General features: G+C 53.9%; 16 protein-coding genes. 11 read left to right on the top strand and 5 right to left on the bottom strand.

The annotated features are described in order from the left end of the window. Positions 1–42: 42 nt before the first annotated feature. Entirely contained in the window at positions 43–813 is a 771-nt protein-coding gene (locus E1757_RS20765; protein ID WP_133231633.1) for a DODA-type extradiol aromatic ring-opening family dioxygenase, read from the bottom strand. Between the two features lie 173 nt (positions 814–986). On the opposite strand from E1757_RS20765, the gene E1757_RS20760 reads away from it, so the two are divergent. The 4 genes from E1757_RS20760 (at position 987) to E1757_RS20745 (ending at position 4,106) form a co-directional block, all read left to right on the top strand. Continuing rightward, on the top strand, positions 987–1,844 hold the full coding sequence (locus E1757_RS20760; RefSeq protein ID WP_133231631.1) for a sugar phosphate isomerase/epimerase family protein: 858 nt from the start codon (positions 987–989) through the stop codon (positions 1,842–1,844). Positions 1,845–1,884: 40 nt separating this feature from the next. Continuing rightward, positions 1,885–2,106, top strand: coding sequence for a DUF2905 domain-containing protein (locus tag E1757_RS20755; protein WP_133231629.1), 222 nt, complete (start codon positions 1,885–1,887; stop codon positions 2,104–2,106). Between the two features lie 133 nt (positions 2,107–2,239). Next, the gene (locus tag E1757_RS20750) at positions 2,240–3,328 is read left to right on the top strand and encodes a DUF3048 domain-containing protein (RefSeq protein WP_246079346.1); all 1,089 of its coding nucleotides are present in this window, start codon (positions 2,240–2,242) and stop codon (positions 3,326–3,328) included. Between the two features lie 361 nt (positions 3,329–3,689). Continuing rightward, complete coding sequence (locus E1757_RS20745) at positions 3,690–4,106, top strand: C40 family peptidase (RefSeq protein WP_425464857.1); 417 nt, start codon at positions 3,690–3,692, stop codon at positions 4,104–4,106. Positions 4,107–4,293: 187 nt separating this feature from the next. Here E1757_RS20745 and E1757_RS20740 read toward each other — a convergent pair whose 3' ends face one another. Both E1757_RS20740 and E1757_RS20735 read right to left on the bottom strand, forming a co-directional pair. Further along, positions 4,294–5,682 carry a sensor histidine kinase gene (locus E1757_RS20740; RefSeq protein WP_133231625.1) on the bottom strand — a complete coding sequence of 463 codons (1,389 nt, stop codon included), beginning with the start codon at positions 5,680–5,682 and terminating at the stop codon, positions 4,294–4,296. Then, entirely contained in the window at positions 5,679–6,386 is a 708-nt protein-coding gene (locus tag E1757_RS20735; protein WP_133231623.1) for a response regulator transcription factor, read from the bottom strand. The genes E1757_RS20740 and E1757_RS20735 overlap by 4 nt, the downstream gene beginning before the upstream one ends. Positions 6,387–6,749: 363 nt before the next feature. Between E1757_RS20735 and E1757_RS20730 the strand changes: the two genes are divergently transcribed. From E1757_RS20730 to dgoD, 3 genes are all read left to right on the top strand, one after another. Continuing rightward, positions 6,750–7,523, top strand: coding sequence for an SDR family NAD(P)-dependent oxidoreductase (locus tag E1757_RS20730; protein WP_133231621.1), 774 nt, complete (start codon positions 6,750–6,752; stop codon positions 7,521–7,523). A gap of 177 nt (positions 7,524–7,700) precedes the next feature. Continuing rightward, positions 7,701–8,393: a FadR/GntR family transcriptional regulator gene (locus E1757_RS20725; RefSeq protein ID WP_246079336.1), complete on the top strand. Its 693-nt coding sequence runs from the start codon at positions 7,701–7,703 to the stop codon at positions 8,391–8,393. Then, a complete protein-coding gene (gene dgoD / locus E1757_RS20720; protein WP_133231619.1) occupies positions 8,383–9,531 on the top strand; it encodes a galactonate dehydratase in 1,149 nt (382 codons plus the stop codon). The genes E1757_RS20725 and dgoD overlap by 11 nt, the downstream gene beginning before the upstream one ends. 236 nt (positions 9,532–9,767) lie before the next feature. Here dgoD and E1757_RS20715 read toward each other — a convergent pair whose 3' ends face one another. Together E1757_RS20715 and E1757_RS20710 are read right to left on the bottom strand one after the other, a co-directional pair. Further along, a complete protein-coding gene (locus tag E1757_RS20715) occupies positions 9,768–9,932 on the bottom strand; it encodes a DUF1328 domain-containing protein (protein ID WP_133231617.1) in 165 nt (54 codons plus the stop codon). A gap of 102 nt (positions 9,933–10,034) precedes the next feature. Next, positions 10,035–10,463 carry a YflT domain-containing protein gene (locus tag E1757_RS20710; protein WP_133231615.1) on the bottom strand — a complete coding sequence of 143 codons (429 nt, stop codon included), beginning with the start codon at positions 10,461–10,463 and terminating at the stop codon, positions 10,035–10,037. Between the two features lie 253 nt (positions 10,464–10,716). Between E1757_RS20710 and E1757_RS20705 the strand changes: the two genes are divergently transcribed. The 4 genes from E1757_RS20705 to E1757_RS20690 all read left to right on the top strand — a co-directional run bounded on the left by E1757_RS20705 (position 10,717) and on the right by E1757_RS20690 (position 17,865). Beyond that, positions 10,717–11,853: a fused response regulator/phosphatase gene (locus E1757_RS20705; protein WP_133231613.1), complete on the top strand. Its 1,137-nt coding sequence runs from the start codon at positions 10,717–10,719 to the stop codon at positions 11,851–11,853. A 115-nt stretch (positions 11,854–11,968) separates the two neighbouring features. After that, complete coding sequence (locus E1757_RS20700; protein WP_133231611.1) at positions 11,969–15,718, top strand: response regulator; 3,750 nt, start codon at positions 11,969–11,971, stop codon at positions 15,716–15,718. 50 nt (positions 15,719–15,768) lie between these two features. Next, positions 15,769–16,644 carry a CheR family methyltransferase gene (locus tag E1757_RS20695; protein ID WP_165972204.1) on the top strand — a complete coding sequence of 292 codons (876 nt, stop codon included), beginning with the start codon at positions 15,769–15,771 and terminating at the stop codon, positions 16,642–16,644. Positions 16,645–16,689: 45 nt separating this feature from the next. After that, positions 16,690–17,865, top strand: coding sequence for an ATP-binding protein (locus E1757_RS20690; RefSeq protein WP_133231609.1), 1,176 nt, complete (start codon positions 16,690–16,692; stop codon positions 17,863–17,865). Positions 17,866–17,893 lie beyond the last annotated feature (28 nt).

Below are 17,893 nucleotides of genomic sequence, written 5' to 3'. Positions count from 1 at the left end.
GTTGTCTGGCCGTTAACGAAGGCCTCCTACAAACGATGCCCGTTAACTGAACATCCAGCAGCTTAAGCTTAATGACCCGTACTGATACTGCTGATGCAGGAGAGCGGCCTTCCGCTTCACATCCGCGGCTCCCATGCCGATAAACAGCGGCGCCAGATGCTCGCGGGTCGGCGCGGCATCGGCGGCAAACGGCGCCCGGCGTTCATATTCGAACAGCGCTTCCAGGTCCCAGATATGAATCCGCTCCGCAAGCCATTGATCGAATTCGATCGCCCAATTGTCGGCTTCCTTCGCATCCCATCCCAATAAACCGGGATTATGCACGGTGCCGCCGCTGCCTATAATCAGGTAATCCTGCTCCCGCAGCGGCATGAGGGACATCCCGATCCGGTATTGCTCCTCGGGCACAAGACGAGGATTGACCGACAGGGTGACAACCGGGACATCGGCATGCGGCAGCAGCAGCGACAGTACGGTCCATGCGCCATGATCCAAGCCCCGTTCATCGTGGATGCGGCAGCCGATGCCTTCCGCCGTAAGCAGCTTCTGTACTTCAAGACTTAGCAGAATATCGCCGCGAGCCACATATTCGTATTGGTACAGCCGCTGCGGATAACCGAAAAAATCATGGATGGTTTCCGGCTGGGCGGCGCCCGAAATGGCCTGCACCGGACTCTCCCAATGAGCGCTGAACAATACGACGCCGCGCGGCTTTGGAATCTGGGCGCCGAGAATCCGGAGAAACCGGGTATACGGATTATGCTCGAGTACCAGCGTGGGCGCTCCATGCGCCATAAAAAAAGAAGGAAACAAAAACAGCAGCTCCAATCCGTTAAGTTAAAATTATCATATGCAGAAACAACTGCGCAATACAATTTCAATATTCGGAATATTGAAATTGTTCACGTTAACATAGCTATATATCGAACAGCCTGCTATAATTTTAATTAGGCAATAACAGTCCAAAAAAGCTGGAGGTACGAACGATGAAATTATCCGTGTTTACTGTCGTCACACCCGATCTGACGCCCGAGGAGCTTGCGGCAGCGGCCAAAGAAGCGGGACTTGACGGGATCGAATGGCGGTTCAAAGAAATTCCGCAGGACGCTTTGGAAGAACAGCCGTCATTCTGGCGGCGCAATCTATGCTCGATTGACCCTTCCGCATCCGATGCCGAGCTGGAGCGGTTCGCTCGCGCAGCCCAAGACAACGGCCTGAAAACGGTCAGCGTAACTCCGTATTTGCAGGCCGGCGATTTGAAGGGAACGGAGCGTGTGCTGCAGGTAGCGCAAAAGCTTGGCGCGCAAACGATTCGCGTCGGTGTCCCGGCATACAACGGTACCCAGCATTTTAACGAGCTGTATGCACTCGAGCTGGAATATTTGAAGGGCGTAGAGCTGCTGGCGAAGCAGTATGGCGTAAAATGCTTGCTGGAAACGCATCATAACACGATTACGGCAAGCGTATCCGGCGTATACCGCCTTGTCAGCCAGTTCAATCCCGAGCATATTGGCGTTTTGTTCGATCCGGGCAATATGGTGCACGAAGGCTACGAAAATTTCCGCATGGGCATGGAAATGCTCGGACCTTATTTGGCTCACGTCCACATTAAGAACACCGGCTGGAAGAAAACCGAAGTCCGCGAGGACGGTTCCCAGGCGTGGACATCGTATTGGGAGCCGAATTTGCAAGGAATCGTCAATTGGAAGCAGGTGCTGACGGACCTGAAAGCGGTCGGTTACGCAGGCTATATCGGCGTGGAAGATTTCAGCGGCTTGTATGGCTCGAAGGAGCTGCTCAAAAAGTTCAACGAGGAAACCCGGGCGCTGCTAGCCAGCATTTAACAAGCAATTTTGTACATTGTCTGAAACGGGAGAGTGAATCATGAATCCTGTTGCCAAGCTGCTTATTGTGGGCGGCATCGTGATGATCGTCGCAGGACTGCTGTGGGCCGTCGGCGGCAAATATTTGAATTTGGGGCGGCTGCCCGGCGACATTGCCGTCGATAAAGGGAATTTCAAATTTTATTTCCCGGTTGTGACCTGTATCGTCATTAGCGTAGTGCTATCGCTCATTATGTATGTGATTCGCTGGTGGATGAAATAGCATGCTTGATTTCCGCCGCGTTACCGGATCGTCCTCAACCCCGTCAAATTTTTCCTGTATAATAGGTGGCAAGCAGCATACACTCCTAATATGTGAAAATTCGCGGTGCGGCTGGAGGGAGGAAGGCAAGTTGATGGTCAAAATAACCGGTCTGGCGGCCGCATTGGCGGCCGCTGCGCTTATTGCCTCTTGCAGCTCCGTGCCCGGTAAGGGCACGTCGTCCGTCCCCGCCATGACCCCTGCAGATCCGATGCCGGCAGCTCCGTCGCAGAGTCCTGCGGCCGAGAAGGAAATGGCGGCTCGTTATACGGCTCCTTTTACGGGGATGCCGATCGAGGAACAGGCATCCGATCGCCCGATGCTCGTGATGGTGAACAATCATCCGTCGGCAAGGCCGCAGTCCGGCCTCGGCGCTGCGGATGTACTGTATGAAAGCCTCGCCGAAGGGGAAGTTACGCGAATCGCAGCGCTTTATCAAAGCGCGAAAACCGATGTTGCCGTAGGTCCTGTACGAAGCATTCGGCCTTATTATATCGACTTGGGCAAAATCTACGATGCCGTGCTGATTCATGCGGGCGGCAGTCCGGATGCGTATACGCAGCTGGATCGGCAAAAACTCGATCATCTCGACGAAATTACGAATGCCGGTCAGTTTTTTTGGCGGGAATCGTTCCGCAAGTCTCCGCATAACCTGTATACCGGGCTGGCCAAGCTGCGCTCGGGCACGGACAAGCTCGGTCTGCGCGGCGAGTATACGCCGGTATCGGCGATGCCTGCTTTTTTGCCGGACCGTACGGATATATCGGGTGAGCCTGCTCCCAGGGTGCAGGTTACCTTTTTGTTGAAAAGCTATGTAGTTTCTTATGCATACGATGAAGCGCTCAAGCAGTATACACGGTATGTGAATGACGAGCCGCATATCGATCTCGGCGGCAGCGAACCTTTGACGGCCTCGAACGTCGTCGTCCTGGGAGCGGAGCATGTGGTGCTGGATAACGAGGGGCGGCGGGATATCAAGCTGACCGGCAGCGGTCCCGGCTATTTGTTTCAGCGTAATAAAGCGCAGCCGGTCGAATGGCGGAGAAAGGCGGTTACGGACAGCTTCCATCTATACCGTGACGGTCAGGAAATCGGTCTGTATCCCGGCAAAACACATTATTTGATCGTGCCGGACAAGCCGTCCTTCGAGGAGCATTTGACGATCCGGAAGGAACCGCACTGACGTTCGCGGCGCGCGAATCGGCATGTTTAAAAAGCGCGCAACCATGCGGTTTTGGGCATGGATTGCATATACGGTTTGCCGTCGGTTGTTCAGGGGCGGCCAACCGTATTTTTTTGTCAATACTGTCAACATTAAAAAATTCTTATTTTATTCTAATAAACGAAATGTAAGCCGGGTGTATCAAGGTCTCAAGCGGGCCTTGGTACATGTTGGCTTTTTTTTGCGTGATATACTGTGTCTCGAGACAAGGACAAACATCCTGTACTCCAATCTATTGTTCATAAAGGAGAGAATTATGAAACTTCTGAAAAAACAACAGTTGGGTAAGACATTGATGGTTGCCGCTGTGAGCGTTTCGGTTATGTTTTCCGGTACAATGGCTATTCCGTCCAATACGGCTTACGCATACAGCTCATCCAAAGCCAGCAGCGTCATTTCAACGGGTAAAAAATATATGGGCACACCATATAAATTTGGCGCCAAGGCCGGACAAACCCGCACGTTCGATTGCTCGTCGTTTACACAATATGTTTATGGCAAGCATGGCGTTAAACTGCCTCGCACCTCCAAAGCGCAATCAAAGGTAGGCACCTATGTATCGAAAAATAACTTGAAGCCGGGCGATCTCGTCTTCTTTTATTCTCCGGTCCATCACGTGGGCATTTATATCGGCAACGGCAAAATGCTTCATACCTATGGAGCCGGGGGCGTTAAAATTACGAATATGAACAGCTCTTTCTGGAAATCGAAATATAAGACGGCACGCCGCGTTTTATAGCTTTTAGGTATAGACCCGGAAGCCCAAAGGGGATCGTTTTTCTCCAAAAGGAGTCCGTTTCATGTCACTGTGCGTGACTTGGAGCGGACTCTTTTTTTCGTTGTAAAATTCCGAAGGAGCGGCATTGAAGCCCAGGTGAGAAGCGGATTGCTGCCGCTTTGAGCAGCCGTGCCAGCTGTCCGCGCGGTTAACGGCACGCAGGCGCCGCGTTCAGCGGCAGCTTCACGATAACTCGCGTGCCGGCGCCAGGCTCGCTCTCGATCGCGATTGTTCCTTTGTGCAGCCGCACAATATTGCGCGCGATCGACAGCCCCAGGCCGCTCCCGCCGGTGGAGCGGCTGCGCGCCTGATCGACCCGGTAAAACCGGTCGAACAGACGCGGGATTTCCGCGCGCGCGATGCCGATGCCGTGGTCCTCGACCTGCAGCACGACGATCTGCGCATCGCGCGGATCGTGCTGCAGCTTGATAAGTACAGCGCTTTGGCTGTACTTGATCGCATTGTCAAGCAGGATGATGAGCAGCTGCTTGATTTGTTCGGCGCTGCCGTTCATGATTGCGTCCTCCGGCGCGATATCCGGCTCGAATCGCAGCTCGCGCTGAAAAGCCTGCTGCAGCGAGGCGGAGGTGGAGCTGACGAGCTCATGCAGATTGAACGGCTCCCATTGCATCTGGTAGGCCGATTCCGTATTCGCGACTGTCAATAGCGAATGGGTCAGCTTGCGCAGCCGGGCCGCCTCCGAATGGATCGCCTCGATCGCTTCGCTGCGCAGCTCCTCATTGCTGCCGCCCCATCGTCTAAGCAGATCGGCGTAGCTTTCGATAATGGTGAGCGGGGTTTTCAGCTCGTGGGAGGCATCGGCTAAAAATTGTTTTTGCAGATTGAAGTTATGCTCCAGCTGTCCGATCATTGAATTAAACGTATAAATCAGCTGACCGAGCTCGTCATGGTGCCTGGAAGGAGCGAGGTCGAGTTTTTTGAACATGCCGTTTCGCTGATTCGTTTCCATAATGAATACGAGCTCGTTGATCGGTCTTAAAATGATTTTGGCAAAATACATACCGCTCGCCAGCGCGAACAGAACGGCTCCCATGGTCGTGAGCATCAATACATTGACGAGCACGCCCAGGTATTGTTCCAGCGTGTTCAGCTTACGGGCGATTTGCAGCGCGCCGAGCGTTTCGTTTTTATCGTTAATAATCGGGGTTTGAATATAAATGATGAGTGCATCGGCTGTGTTGAGCGTTCTGGAAAAGCTGCGGCTGCTGAAATCGGCCGGAAGCTGAGTGAGCTGATCGATGGTGCTCAGTTCGGCGTGAACGGTCGAATTTTTATCGATAATGCGAATCATGCCCGTCGGCATCAAAAAAGGCTGCAGCCAATCCGTATCGCTCCAGCGCTCGCGGTTGTAAATTTGCGGCTGGGACATAAGCGGCTTGGCGGCATTCCACAGAAGCTGAACCTGGCTGTTCGTCGTCAGACGGACAATCGTGTAATAGGTGACGATATTGAACAGCAGCAAAATGAGCAGCAGCGCAATGGCGATCAGCAGTGTAATTTTGATGCGCAGTCTCATGAATTCGGATCGCAGTCTTTGACCAAATAGCCGACGCCGCGAAGCGTATGAATGAGCTTGCACGGGAAGCCCTGGTCAATTTTTTGCCGCAAATAGCGAATATACACGTCAACGACGTTCGTATCGCCGATAAAATCGTATCCCCACACCTCCGACAAAATTTGTTCGCGCGACAGCACCTCGCCCTGATGGGCAACCAAATAATACATCAAATCGAACTCTTTGGGTGTCAGCTCAATCGGCCGGCCGTCCCGCTTGACCTGTCGGGTTCGGATATTCATCGTGAGCGCGTCGAGATGGATTTCGTCATCGGCTTGAGCCGCCGCTTCACCTTGTATCGCAGCCATCCGGAGCAAATTGCGGATGCGCGCCAGCAGCTCCTCTATGGCAAACGGCTTGGACACGTAGTCGTTCGCGCCTTGATCGAGTCCGCTTACCCGGTCGGGCACCGTATCTCTGGCTGTCAGCAGAATAACGGGAATTTGCGAGCCGGCCTGGCGGATGCGCCGGAGCACCTCCAGGCCGTTCAGCTCGGGGAGCATAATGTCCAGCAGGATCAAATCCCAGCTCCGGGACAGCGCCATATCCAACCCTTCCCGCCCGTCTTTGGAGCGGGCCGGGGAGTAGCCTTCATGCTCAAGCTCCAGCTGGAGGACGCGTGCGATCTTATCTTCGTCTTCAATAATGAGAATATGTTCTTTCATTTTATGATCCCTCGTCGGTTTCGTCTGTAGCTGTACTTGTAGTATGCGGTTCGAAAGCTGGAAATATGATTAGGATGTAATTGTCTTCGGACGGCGCTATTGATAAGATGGAAACAGGCTGAATCGATCAAGGCCGGCGTGGCCGCGAGCGTTGGTGCGGCGCTAACCGTAAACTGTTCGTCCTCGAACAACGCGGTTACTTCAATGGACTAACCGGACGTGGCAGAAAACGCTAACATTTTTGGGGGCAGGACGCAGGCACGGCGCTCGTTGCGACCGCCGCGGTAAACGGACAAGGCCGATTATTCGGCAGCGTATACAGTACAGCAAGAAAAAGCGGGGTAAACGAAGGGAGAATGAACGATGCGTGGATTGCATAATCAAGTAGCGGTTATTGCCGGAGGCGGCAGAGGGATAGGGAAAGCGATTGCCGAGAAATTGTCGGGATACGGCAGCAAAGTCATCGTCGGCAGCCGGACGGAAGAGCAATATTTGGGGACGGCCGAACAGCTTCGGCAGGCGGGCGGAGACGCCCAAGGGCTTCCATTGGACGTTCAGGATCAGGACAGCATCCGGCAATTCATGCAGCGGGCGTTCGAGCTGCACGGGCGAATCGACAGCTTCGTGTATTGCGCCGGCATTAACAGGCGGCTGCCTGCCGAGCAGTATACGGTGGAAGCTTGGGATGAAGTGATGGGCGTCAACCTTCGAGGCGGATTCATGAGCTGTCAGGAGGCAGGCAAGCGAATGATCGAGCAGGGAAGCGGATCCATCGTCACCATCACCTCCATGATGTCGCATGTCGGCACTCCGAATCAAAGCGCTTACGCGGCGACAAAGGGCGGCATCCTGCAGTACAGCAAGGTGCTCGCCGTGGAATGGGCGAAATACGGTATCCGGGTCAACTCGGTCAGCCCGGGCTATATTCAAACCGACTTGAACGCCCATAATTTTAAAAACAAGTCGTTTACGGATGCGGTTTTGAGCAAAACGCCGATGGGACGGTTCGGAGGAACCGACGAAGTGGCGCAAGCCGTTTGTTTTCTAGCCTCGCCGGAAGCTTCTTATATTACGGGCATTTGCATTCCGGTTGACGGGGGCTTTTTGGCCGGTCACCAAAACATTGTGATGCAATAGTCATACTTGTCGATTATTTGATATTTGCATTTCCTTCGCCGCAGCCTGTCTGCGGTGTTTTATTTTAGAAGGCGGAGGCACCATATATAAAGGCGAATTTATTTGCTTGAAACATCATATGAATTGTTATATATTTATAATACATCATATGAATTATTGTGATAATTAAAGCAGCAGGTGGTTCCTATTTCCAAAAAATTAACGTATGAAACCGTGTACGACCGCATTAAAAGCAATATTAAATCAGGGCTTTGGAAGCAGGGACAGCAGCTGCCCCCGCTGGAGCAGCTGTCTTCGGAGCTGGGCGTCGGCATTTCTTCCGTGCGCGAAGCGGTGCGCATTCTCGGCAAGCAAAAGATTTTGCGGATCGAGCAGGGGCGGGGCACCTACGTTCAGAGCGAGCTGACCGACGCGCCAGCCGACCGACTCGATTTCCTCGAGCGGGCGACGATGCTGCAGCTGACAGAAGCGCGGCTGATCATCGAGCCGGAGCTTGCGGCGATGGCTGCGGACAAGGCAACCGACGAGGAAGCGGAGGCCATCATGGCGACTGCGCAGGCGATGAAGCGCAAGGTGGAGAAGCAGCGCGATTTTTTGAAGGAAGATATCCACTTCCATGAATTGATCGCCAAAGCTTCGCACAATGAAGTTATGTTCCATATGCTGGACCGGATGAGCGACCTGCTCGTGGACAGCCGGCGCAAGTCGATGAAATGGCCGGGCATGCACGAGAAGGCGTCGTCCTATCATTTCCTGATTGCGCAAGCGATCGGCCAGCGCAACCCGACGCAAGCCCGCGCTTTAATGAAATGTCATTTGGAAGATATGCTGTTCGAATTTCATAAGGGAGAGGATCAACATGAAAATTAAATCGATGGAATTGTTTAAAGTGCCTCCGCGCTGGCTGTTTTTGAAAATTACGACGGATGACGGAATCGTCGGCTGGGGAGAGCCGGTAGTCGAAGGAAAAGCCGATACGGTGCGTACGGCCGTAGAAGAAATGAGCGAATTTCTGATCGGCAAAGATCCGGGCCATATCGAGGATTTGTGGCAGGTGCTGTACCGCGGCGGATTTTATCGTGGCGGTCCGATCCTGAGCAGCGCGATTTCCGGCATCGAGCAGGCGCTGTGGGATATTAAGGGCAAGAGCCTCGGCGTACCCGTTTACGATTTGCTGGGCGGTCCATGCAAGGATAAAATGCGCGTCTATGCCTGGATTGGCGGGGACAAGCCATCCGATGTGGCCGAGGCTGCAAAGGAAAAAATCGCCCAGGGCTACACCGCAATCAAGATGAACGGCACAGCCGAGATGGAGTGGATCGATTCGTCGCTTAAGGTACAGGAGGCGGTAGAGCGCCTCGCCGCGGTACGCGAAGCGATCGGTCCGGGCAACGGCATCGGCGTGGACTTCCACGGCCGCGTCCACAAGACGATGGCTAAAGTGCTGATTAAAGAGATGGAGCCATTCAAGCCGATGTTTATCGAAGAGCCGGTCCTTTCCGAGAACAACGAGGCGCTGCACGAAATTACGAAAGGCTCGAGCGTTCCGATTGCAACCGGCGAAAGAATGTATACACGCTGGGACTTCAAACGTCTGCTTACGCAGGGCGGCGTCGATATTATCCAGCCGGATTTAAGCCACGCCGGGGGCATCTGGGAAGTGCGTAAAATCGCGGCAATGGCAGAAGCGTTCGATGTGGCCGTTGCGCCTCACTGCCCGCTTGGACCGATCGCATTGGCATCGTCGCTGCAGCTTGACTTTTGCACGCCGAATGCATTCATTCAAGAGCAAAGCCTCGGTATTCATTATAACCAGGGCTCCGATCTGCTGGACTATCTGGCGGACCCGTCGGTGTTCGAATATAAGGACGGTTTCGTGAAACGGCTGACCAAGCCGGGCCTCGGCATCGAGATCAATGAAGACAAAGTGCGTGAGATGGCGAAAATCGGCCATCAATGGCGCAATCCGGTATGGCGTACGGAAGACGGCACCGTTACCGAGTGGTAATCCCGTTATACGCAGCATAGGGGCTTTCCCGAAAGTCATTTTCGGATTCTTAGCCCCCGTGTTGATATGAATTTTGCATGTAAAAAGCCGCTTCCATCCCCACTTATAAGTGGTGTTGGAGGCGGCTTTGCATATTTTATTGGGTCTATCTCACCGGGTGCTTCCATTCACATTTGGGATAGCCCCTGTTTTTATAAGAATACAATTTGGCATAAGTGCGCATTGTTGAAACGACTTTAAGCCGATGGTCTGCGACCCAACACGAGGGCTGCGATAAACAGAATCAGGAACAGGACGAACAGCACTTTGGCGATCCCCGCCGCCGCGGAAGCAATGCCGAGAAATCCGAAAATGCCTGCGACAATAGCGACAACCAGAAAGATAAGCGCCCATTTTAACATGGTTCACGCACCTCCTTGAGCGCCGTCACAAAATGGCTTTCGTAGTTACAATCTTAACGATTGCGTTGCTTGGCGTTTCGGGACAATAATGTGCCGCTGCGGTCAAACGGAACGGTCCGTAAAATAAATGCCCGACGGCGGAATGACGATCTCGTCTTGACGGCGGTTGTTCGAAGGACGATCGTACCTGTCATAATAATCGTCATTGTCATGCCACACCATTACAAGAATTTTGCCTTGATCCAGCGCTCTCTCGTAATGTTCGGCCTCCACTTTCGACAAGCCTAACGATTGCATCTTGGAACGCAGCTCGTCGCCTCGGGATCGGAATAAATTGGCGAAAGCACCTGCAACGCCTTCCTCCTTCAAGCCGACAGTGTTCGCGTTCATCAGCTTGGAAAGTCCTTCCGTCATCTTGCTGTCATGAGCCAATACATAAATATTTTCCAGCTTGTGCCCCTGCCTTTGAAAGGCGCGGATTTCTTGAATAGCCTGCTCCTCTTGAGTGACCAACTTGACTTGGTTGTCCATTTGGTTGTTCCTCCTTTAGAGTTCGCTTATTTGTGAAACGGTCCCGAAATGTTCCGCAAAGCTGATTTGCGGCTGACATCAAGTACGGGCAGCTCCCGTAACCGGACCGGCATGCCCTTTATTAACCATTTGGCGAAAGCTTGAAACGCCTCGTTTTTTGATTCATTAAACCGGAAAAAGGTTACATAAGAAGTAGAATTATCGCTATAATGTAGTAGAACAACAGTGCTTAAAGTTAGGAGCCCAGTATAAGGTGAACATCGTAATCGTGGACGACAACCCTGTCAATATCATGGTCATAGAAAAAGTAGTGAAAAGCGCAGGCTACGAACATTTTATTAAGCTGCCTTCCGCCATCGAGCTGCTTCAATTGCTGAACGTCGGCACGGGCAAGGGGCCGCAGGCGCCGGTCGATTTAATATTGCTCGATATGATGATGCCGGAGATGGACGGGCTGGAAGCATGCCGCCGCATTCAGGCGGACGAGGCGCTGAAGGATATCCCGATTATCGTCGTTACGGCCTTGGGCGATTCCAATCTGCTGGCTGACGTGCTGGAAGCCGGTGCGATAGATTATGTAATGAAGCCGATCAATAAGGTTGAGCTGATTGCCCGCATTCGGGTGGCGCTGCGTTTGAAATACGAGAAGGACTGGCATAAGGAAAATGAAGCGCGCATTCGCAGCGAGCTTGACTTGGCCAAGCAGGTGCAAAGCGGCGTGCTAAGCGATCCGTTCAGCAAAGACGGACTCAGCATCAGCGCTTCCTACCATCCTTCCTTCGAGCTGGCCGGCGATTATTACTCGTGGTACGCTATCGATGAACACCGCCACGGAGTGATTTTGCTGGATATGATGGGTCACGGGATTTCATCTTCTCTGGTCTGTATGTTTATTTCTTCCGTCATGCAGGATACGATTACCCGGTTTGTGCAGCCGGAGACGGTGATTGCAGAACTGAACAGGTATATGAACCAGCTGAACCGCAATGCGTCGGTCAGCTATTATTTTACGGCGATTTATTTGGTGATCGATACGCGGCATAAAACGATCGAATACGTCAACGCGGGGCATCCTCCCGGCATTTTGCTGGAAACGGGAAAGCCCGCCGTTCTGCTCGATCACGGTAGCTGTGCGGTCGGTTTTTTCGAGCAGATGGAGATCCAAAAAGGGACGCTTGCTTACGAGGGCGAAATGCAGCTGCTTTTATATACGGACGGGCTTCTTGAAGCGATCGAGCGCGAAGGAGAGGACGAAGTTCAAACATTGGTCGGGGAACTGAACGGCTGTATCGGGCAGGAGCTGGACGCCATCGTGGACAAGCTGCTGCCGCCTGAAATCCGCGATCAGCAGGAGGACGATATTTGCATGGTGATGCTTCGTTCCTGTTAGCGATAAGCAATCGGAGCCAGCGATCGGAAGAATGATCCGCCAGCGCAGCGGGCATCTTTGTATCGAGCCTTTAGGGCTATCCGCTGTGTGAAAATGAGGAGGAACGACGGACGGGATGAGAATCAAAAACAAGCTGTTTATCGGATTCGGGGCTTTAATGTTTCTGATGTTCGCGCTTGCGGCCATAGGAATTAACCGGTTGTCGACGATCGATGCAAGCATAAAGGAAGTATACGGAAACCGGTACGTAAAGGTTGTAAAAGCATCGGAGCTGCGCGATAATACGACCGACTTGGCGAAAGCGCTGTCCAATTTGCTTTTAAATGAAGACCCGGCCAATATGGGTAAAAATTTGGAGGCGATTCGTTCGGACAGCCTTAAGCTTAACAAATCGCTGACAGATATGGAGTCGGGGTTTAAAGACAAGTCCGAGCTGCCGATGGTAGCCGAAATCAGCAGCAGAGCGAAAAAGCTCATTGCCTATAAAGACGATGTGGTCAGACTGTACCGCGCCGGCCAGAAAAAAGAGGCTAATCAGCTGCGGAACGAGTCGGGAGCCGAGGTGCAGCAGGACTTTCTCGACAGCATTTCGGCGATGATTCAATATCAGGGGGACGGGATCGAGCAGGCCTTGATACGGGCGGAGGATGAAAACAGCCGAACCTACAAGTATACCGCGATCCTGACAGTGCTGAGCCTCGTATCCGGTATTGCGATCATGTTCTGGCTGGTCGTCGGCATTACACGGGGGCTCGGCATGCTGTCCGGCGTAATTACGAATTTCGGCAAAGGGAAGAGTCCCGGCGCCTACCGGATTCCGATCCACACGACAGACGAATTCGCCGACATCGCCCGTATTTTTAATCATATCGCCGAGGATCTGGAAACGATTTCGGCTAATGAGCGCAAGCTGAGCCGCATGAGCAGCGAGCAGGCATGGCTGCAGACCAACATTGCGCATGTGTCGACGGAGCTGCAGGCAATCCGGCAGCTGGAGGATATGTCCGCCGTCTTCATCGGCGAGCTGTGCCGTATTATCGGCGCGCACAGCGGCGCCGTCTACATCATGGAGCAGGACGGACCGGAGAAGCGTTACCGCCTTGGCGGCGCTTATGCCCGCACGGATAAGTCCCCGTCGGAGCGGATTGCGCCCGGCGAGGGGATCATAGGCCAAGCGGCCGCTGACGGGCAGCCGATCACACTAACGGACGTGCCTGCCGAGTACGGGTCTATCGGCTCGGCCTACGGCGAAATTGCGGCTTTGACGCTTGCCGTTCGTCCGGTATCGTACGAGAACGAAGTTACGGCCGTGTTCGAGGTAGCGGCCGCCAAAACTTTGACGGAGCTTGAGCTGCAGCTGCTGGACAGCCTCTGCAGCGTCGTTGCCGTCACCATACACCGCATTCAAGGTCAGAAGCGGGTGGAGGAACTGCTGCGCATTTCGCAGAATTTGACCGAGGAGCTGCAGAGCCAATCGGAAGAGCTGCTTTCGCAGCAGGATGAAATGAAGGCTTCCAATGAGAAGCTGGAGGAGCAGACCCGGGCTCTGCAAGTATCCGAGGAGCTGTTGCAGAAGCAGCAGGGCGTGCTGGAGCAGACGAATGAGGAGCTGCTGCGCAAAACGAAGCTGCTGGAGGAGCAGGTCAGAGAAACCGAAGAAATTAACCGGCAAATCGAGCATACGAAGGATATGCTGGAAAAGCAGGCGCTGGAACTCGCATTTGCCTCTAAATACAAATCGGAATTTATGGCCAATATGTCGCATGAGTTGCGTACGCCGTTGAACAGCCTGCTTATTTTGTCGCAGATGCTCAAGGAAAATAAAGGTGGCAACTTGACGGAGAAGCAGGTGGAATATGCGGAGACGATCTTGTCCTCCAGCACCGATCTGCTCAGGCTGATCGACGATATTCTCGATTTGGCCAAGGTCGAATCGGGTCGGATGGAGCTTCATTCCGAACGCGTGCTCGTGCAGGATATTGCCGATTCGCTGTACAAGGCGTTCGTTCCGATGGCGAGGAAGAAGCGGATCGACTATCAAATCCGAATCGACGAGCGCGTTCCCGGCGCCATGCATATCGACAGCCTGCGGCTGCAGCAAATATTGAAAAATTTGCTGTCCAACGCGTTCAAATTTACGCCGGACGGCGGCAGCGTATCGTTATCCGTACAGCCCTTTGCGAACGATCCGGCTTATCTGGAATTTGCCGTAGCCGATACCGGCATCGGCATTCCTGCAAATAAACAACAGATGATCTTCGAAGCGTTCCAGCAGGCGGACGGGACAACGAGCCGCCAATACGGAGGAACCGGTCTGGGCCTGTCCATCAGCAGGCAGCTGGCCGGGCTGCTGGGCGGCTGTATCGAGCTGGAGAGCGAGGTCGGCCAAGGCAGCACGTTCATGCTGTATGTTCCGCGCACAGCGAAAGCGGGCGCTGCAGGCACTGCGGGCACGATCATGGGCGGCCGGAGGAGCGAGGCGGCAGCGGCATTGGAATTGACTGAAGCCGCAGAGCAATTGAGCGCCGGCGTTTTGGGAAGCCTGGCTGCGCTGCCGCAGAGCCATGCTCAGGCCGGAGCGCTTGAGGAGGCTGATACGTCCGTAGCGTCCGCAGACGCGGCTGCGCTGTCGGCCGTTTCGGCCGGCGGGCTCATGACGGTCGCGGATGACCGCGAATCGATTCGGGACGGCGACCGGACGCTGCTGATTGTCGAGGACGACGTTCATTTCGCCCGCATTTTGATGGATATGGCGCGCGGGCGCGGGTTTAAAACGCTGGTCGCGCTGCGGGGGGATACCGGGCTGCAGTTGGCGAAGCAGTATAAGCCCGACGCGATTATATTGGATATTCAGCTGCCGGTTGTGGACGGCTGGTCGATCCTGGTGCATCTGAAAAACGACGTTGAAACCCGCCATATTCCGATTCATGTCATTTCCGTCGTCGATCAGGTGCAGCAAGGGCTTTCTTTGGGGGCAATCGCTTATTTGCGGAAGCCGTCGGGCCGGGAAAGCCTGGAGGAGGCGTTTTCCCAACTGGAAGCTTTTTTGGAAAAAGGCGCGAGGAAGCTGCTGCTCGTCGGCGACGACAACGGGCAGCGCAAAAGCTTGAAGGAGCTGATCGGCGACGACGACGTGGTCATCGTCAGCGCTGCGGAAGCGCAGACGGCTTGGACGGAGCTCGGCCGGCAGCAATTCGACTGCATGGTGATCGACATGGCGCCGACCGATGTAGCGGCCTTTGAGCTGCTGGATCGGATCAAGGCCGACGAGCAGCTGCGCCGCCTGCCGATTATTATTTATACGGACAGCAATTGGGAGCATAAGGACCATCTCCGGCTCAAAAAGTATGCGGAATCGATCATCGTCAAGGATGTCCGGTCGCCGGAGCGTCTGCTCGACGAGACAACGCTGTTTTTGCACAGAGTCGAGGAGAAGCTGCCTGAGGAGAAGCGGCAAATTTTGCGCAAGCTGCACAATAAGGAAGAGGTATTCGCCGGCAAAAAGGTGCTGTTGGTCGACGACGACATCCGCAACGTATTCGCGCTGTCCAATTTGCTGGAGAGCTACGACATGCAAATTTCATTCGCGGAGACGGGCCGACAGGCGCTTGACCGCCTTATGGAGGAGCCGGACTTCGATCTTGTGCTGATGGACATCATGATGCCGGAAATGGACGGCTACGAAGCGATGCGGGAAATCCGCAGCATGGATGCTTTTGAAAGCTTGCCGATTATCGCCTTGACCGCCAAGGCGATGCGGGACGACCGCGAAAAATGCATACAAGCCGGCGCTTCCGATTACATTACAAAGCCGATTCATACGGAGCAGCTGCTTTCCCTGATCCGGGTATGGCTGTGTCAGTAATTTGCCGAACGGGTCCGACATCAGTTCTTTGCAAGCAAGGGGGAGCGGATATGGTCAAAAATACGGAAATACGGGAAGATCCAGGTATGGACGCCGTCGACGGAAAAATGACCGATCTCGAGCAGCTCGAGATCGAACTGCTGCTTGAAGGCGTATACCGCCGATATGGCTACGACTTTCGCCAATATGCCTATGCGTCTCTGCGCAGGCGGATATGGCACCGGATTCACGGCGAACGGTTGAAAACCGTCTCCGAGCTGCAATCGAAAGCGCTGCATGACCGTTCGTGCATGGAACGGCTTGTCTCGGATCTGGTCATACACGTAACGGAAATGTTTCGCGATCCGGGCATGTTTGCCGCCTTCCGCAAGCAGGTCGTCCCGATGCTGCGCAGCCTGCCTTCCGTCCGGATTTGGCATGCGGGCTGCTCGACGGGGGAGGAAGTGTATTCGATGGCTATTTTGCTGCAGGAGGAAGGGCTGTACGAGCGGGCAACCCTGTATGCCACCGATGTGAACGAGAACGTGCTGCAGCGCGCGGAGCAGGCCGTTTTCCCGTTGAAAAAAATGAAGGCTTACACCAAAAATTATATTTTGGCCGGAGGGAAGGATGAGTTTTCCAAATATTATACGGCGGGCTCCGATGCCGCCGCTTTCCAGCCCTCCCTTAAGGAACGGATCGTATTTGCGCAGCATAACCTGGTGACCGACCGCTCGTTCAATGAGTTTCACGTCATTTTTTGCCGCAATGTGCTGATTTATTTTGACCCCGTACTGCAGGCCCATGTGCATGATTTAATCTATGAAAGCTTGAGCGGCTCGGGCATTCTGGTGCTGGGCGATAAAGAAACGATCACGTTTACGAAGCATGCTTCGTCCTATGAAGTATTGAACCCCCATGAAAAAATATATGGTAAAATAAATTGAAAAAGCTGGCTGCCGGTTGTACAAAAATAGAATGGAGACCTTAGGATGAGTGAACCGATTCATATTCTTCTGGTCGACGATCAGCCTGAGAATTTGGTCGCTTTGGAAGCGCTGCTGAGTGATGAGCAATATCATTTGGTCAAAGCGGACTCGGGGGAGGCGGCGCTGCGCTGCTTGCTTACGTATGATTTTGCCGTTATTGTCCTGGATGTGCAGATGCCGGGTATGGATGGCTTTGAGACGGCCCAGTGGATCAAATCGCGTGAGAAGACGAAATCTGTCCCGATTATTTTCGTTACAGCCGCCTACGAGGAAAAGGATCAATCCTTTACGGCCTACTCGGTCGGCGCGATCGATTATATCGTCAAGCCTGTCGTCGCGCATGTGCTGAAGTCGAAAATAGCGGGATTTGTGCATATTTATTTGACGCAGCAAAAGCTGCAGCAGCAGACGGTGCTGTTGAATGAACGGCAGCAGGAGCTGCGGCAGGCCAAGGAGGCGGCGGAGCAGGCCGCGCGCGCCAAATCGGAATTTCTCGCGGTCATGAGCCACGAGATCCGCACGCCGCTCAACGGCGTGCTCGCCATGGCGGACCTGCTGCTCGATACGGAGCTGTCCGCCGACCAGCGCGAATATGCGGAGACGATCCGCAAGAGCGGAGCGTCGCTGCTTGCCATTCTGAACGACATACTGGATATATCGAAAATCGAATCCGGCAAAATGCAGCGCATCGACGAAGTGTTCCACTTGCAGACATGCCTGCAGGAAGTATTCGATCTTTTCCAGGTGGAGGGCGGCCGCAAGTCGCTCGCCATGTCTTATGCGATCAGTCCGGACTTGCCCGAATTTATTATCGGCGACGAAGCGAGGCTGCGGCAAATTATCGCCAATTTGCTCGGCAACGCTGTCAAGTTTACGGAGCGGGGCGGTGTGGACGTAGCTGTCCGCAAGCTGAACGGCTGCGGCGATGAGCTGAAGCTGGAGTTCGCCGTGAAGGATACCGGCGTCGGCATCCCCGAAAGCAAGCGTGACGTGCTGTTTCGGCCGTTCACGCAGCTCGATTCCTCGACTACGCGCAAATACGGAGGGACGGGTCTCGGGCTGGCCATCTGCCGCAATTTAGTCGATCTGCTCGGGGGCACGATCCGGCTCGATCCGATGTATTCGACCGGAGCGAAGTTCGTGTTCACCGTCCGCGTCAAAGCAGGGGCTATCGACTGAGTGGCCTTTTCGAACAGGTGGCCTCATT

The organism is Paenibacillus piri (genome assembly GCF_004354045.1).
In the GTDB taxonomy this organism is placed as follows: domain Bacteria; phylum Bacillota; class Bacilli; order Paenibacillales; family NBRC-103111; genus Paenibacillus_S; species Paenibacillus_S piri.
Note: the sequence above shows the minus strand (reverse complement) of the source record. Positions and strands in the feature narration are given on the sequence as shown.